Origin of the sequence: Meiothermus sp., assembly GCF_025056915.1 — a bacterium.
GTDB lineage: Bacteria > Deinococcota > Deinococci > Deinococcales > Thermaceae > Meiothermus.
On record NZ_JANWVH010000174.1, the window covers coordinates 1 to 763 of the forward strand.

1 protein-coding gene is annotated in these 763 nt (G+C 63.8%); it reads left to right on the forward strand.

Annotation, left to right across the window (positions count from 1 at the left end; translation table 11 throughout):
- A partial coding sequence (locus NZN28_RS14510; RefSeq protein WP_295399362.1) for a PLP-dependent aminotransferase family protein occupies positions 1 to 763 on the forward strand: 763 nt, incomplete at both ends.

Sequence of the window (763 nt, forward strand, 5' to 3'; positions counted from 1 at the left end):
GAGCTAATGGCCGCTGCCGCCGAGGTGCTGGCCTACGAAGCTGCCGAGTCGCTCAACTATGCAATGTCATACCCCGGCTTGACTGACCAGATCGTGGCTCGCTTGCGTGACGAGGGGGTTGACGCGCAACCCGAACAGGTGCTGGTCGGCTATGGCTCCGGCCAGATTCTCGCCCTCTTGCCCGAAATTTTTGTCGAGCCGGGGGATGTGGTCATCATCGAGGGGCCAAGTTTCCTCGGCGCGGTCAAGCGCTTTGTCCAAAGCGGCGCCCGGCTGGTGACGGTGCCGGTTGACGAGCATGGCATGGATGTCGCTGCGCTGGCCGATGTCGTGCGCAGCTTAGCCGCTGAAGGCCGCCGTCCAAAGTTCATCTACACCATTCCCACCTTCCACAACCCCACCGGCGTAACCCTCAGCCTCGATCGCCGCCGGCAGTTGGTAGAGCTAGCCGCCGAATACGGGGTGCCGGTGGTCGAAGACGATGCCTACCTCGATCTGCGTTTTGCCGGCGAACCGCTGCCCTCGTTGGCCGCCCTCGATCAGGCGGGCTGGGTCATCCGCGTCGGTACCTACTCAAAGATTCTCGCTCCCGGCCTGCGTATCGGCTGGGTGCATGCCCGCCGCGAAGTCATTGATCGTCTGCTCATGGTCAAAGCCGAAGGCACCACTGGCCCCTTCATCACCCGCGTCGTGGCTCGCTTCAGCGCCGCAGGCCGGCTCGAGCAGCATATCGCCACGCTGCGCCGGCACTACGCCACCAAAT